Origin of the sequence: uncultured Ellagibacter sp., from assembly GCF_934617235.1 — a bacterium.
Classification (GTDB): domain Bacteria; phylum Actinomycetota; class Coriobacteriia; order Coriobacteriales; family Eggerthellaceae; genus Ellagibacter.
The window spans coordinates 1-2,340 of record NZ_CAKTTZ010000082.1 but is presented as its reverse complement, the minus strand read 5'-3'; the positions used below and the strand labels follow the sequence as shown (position 1 = coordinate 2,340).

Genomic DNA, 2,340 nt, shown 5'->3' with positions numbered 1-2,340 from the left:
GACCGTTAGCTTAGTTGGTAGAGCAGGGGACTCTTAATCCCAAGGTCCGGGGTTCGAGTCCCCGACGGTCCACCATCTCGAAATCAAGCCCCAGCAATGGGGCTTTTTCTTTGCCGTGATGTCGCGGCTCTCGAAGGGGACGTGGGTTGCGGCGGGTGCGGCAACTGGGGCCTTTCTTCCACCCCATTTCTCTCCTACATCCCCCTTCCTCCGCAGGCCCCTTGTCGTCTCCTTCTCTCCCGTATCCCCTTTCTTCTCTCACAGGCAATTTGCCGCCCTTCTTTCTCTCGCAGGCTGCTTGCCCTCTTTCCCTCGCCATTCCTCTCTTCCCGGGAGCGTGTACAAAAATGACGATAAGTTGCGAAGAAATTGTGTACGACTACCCAAACATACCGAAAATGTGGAATTACTCGTTTCGAAACTCGCTTATATGCGACAAGTTCGGGACAGGCTAGTCGAATTTCTAGCTAACTTCACCATCCCTTCACAACTTATCGTCGATTTTGTACACGACCTTGCTCGGGGCCCTTTTGCGCGCCGCCGTGTATAAGGAATGGAGCGAAATGGGGGACTGAAGGGCGGCACGAGAATGGACTGGGACTCGCCGGGCGGCAAAAAAGGCGCGTGCCCGGGACTCGCCGAGCAATCTCACCTTTGCTATATCGCCCATTCCCGTGAGCACCGAAACCAGTTACCATGAAATCCGTACGCGCACGCAAGAAGGAGGAGCCCATGGAAGTCGGCGAAAAGCGCTATCTCGAATTGCTTTCCCGATCGTTTCCCACCATCGCCGAGGCATCTGCCGAGGTCATCAACTTGTCGGCGATCTTGAATCTTCCCAAATCGACGGAATTCTTCGCCTCCGACATCCATGGCGAGTTCGAAGCCTTCTCGCATATCCTGCGCAACGGCTCCGGCTCGATCCGCCTGAAGGTCGACGACGTGTTTGGCGACACGCTCTCCGACGCCGAGAAGCGCGCGCTCGCCACGCTCATCTACTACCCGCGCGAGAAGGCGAAGCTTGCGCTATCGCAGGTGGAAGACGAGTACGCATGGTACGCCGTCACGGTGCCGCGCCTCGTCGCGGTCTGCAAGCGCGCCGCCCGCAAGTACACGCACTCCAAAATCCGCCGCGCCGTGCCAAGCGAGTTCGCCTACATCGTCGAGGAGCTTTTGACCGAGGATCGCCACGGTGTCGACAAGGAAGCCTACTACAGTGCCATCATCGATGCGGCGGTGCGCACGGGCCGCGGCATCGCGCTCATCGAAGCGCTCTCGACCATGATCCAGCGCCTCGCGGTAGACCAGCTGCACATTGTCGGCGACATTTACGACCGCGGCCCCGCACCGCACACCATCATGGACACGCTCATGGCGTACCATTCTGTGGACATCCAGTGGGGCAATCATGACATCGTGTGGATGGGCGCCTCGCTTGGCCAGCGCGGTTGCATCGCGCACGTGGTGCGCAACTGCGCGCGCTACGGCAACCTCTCCATCCTGGAAGACGCCTACGGCATCAACATCCTGCCGCTCGCCACGTTCGCGCTCGACGCCTACGCCGACGACCCGTGCGTCGGGTTCGCGCTCAAAGGCAACCCCGACCTTCCCCCCTCCGAGCTCGAGATGAACGTGAAGATCCAAAAGGCGATGGCGATCATCCAGTTCAAGGTGGAAGGCCAGCTCATCGATGAGAACCCGGCTTTCGGCCTCGACGACCGCAAGCTTTTGGACAAGATCGACTACACCCGCGGCACGGTGATGCTCGACGGCACCGAGTACGAGCTCACCGACAAAGTGTTCCCGACCATCGACCCGGAGAACCCCTACGCTCTCACGCCCGCTGAGCGCGACGTGATGGAGCGCCTCGTCGCCGCGTTCACCGGATGCGAGAAGCTTCGCCGCCACATGCAGTTCTTCCTGGAAGCGGGAAGCCTCTACAAGGTGCACAACGGCAACTTGCTCTTCCACGCCTGCGTGCCGCTCAACGCTGACGGCTCGCTCAAGGAAGTCGACGTCTACGGCAAAACGTACAAAGGCCGTGCGCTCTACGACGTGATGGAGCGCCACGTGCGCGCCGCGTTCTTCAGCCGCGACGAGGAAGAACGCCGTCGCGGGCGCGACATGCTGTGGTATCTGTGGCTCGGGCAGGGCAGCCCGCTGTTCGCGAAGAGCAAGATGGCCACCTTCGAGCTCTACCTCATCGCCGACAAGGCCGCGCGCAAGGAAGTGAAGAACCCCTTCTACACCCTGATCGACGACGAGGCCGTGGTCGCGAACATCTTCCGCGATTTCGGGCTCGACCCGGAAACGTCCCATATCATCTGCGGACATGTACCC

1 protein-coding gene is annotated in these 2,340 nt (G+C 60.3%); it reads left to right on the top strand.

The window, feature by feature from the left end; translation table 11 throughout:
• Nucleotides 1-732: 732 nt before the first annotated feature.
• A partial coding sequence (locus Q0G85_RS10265) for a fructose-1,6-bisphosphatase (protein WP_297157693.1) occupies nt 733-2,340 on the top strand: 1,608 nt, incomplete at its 3' end.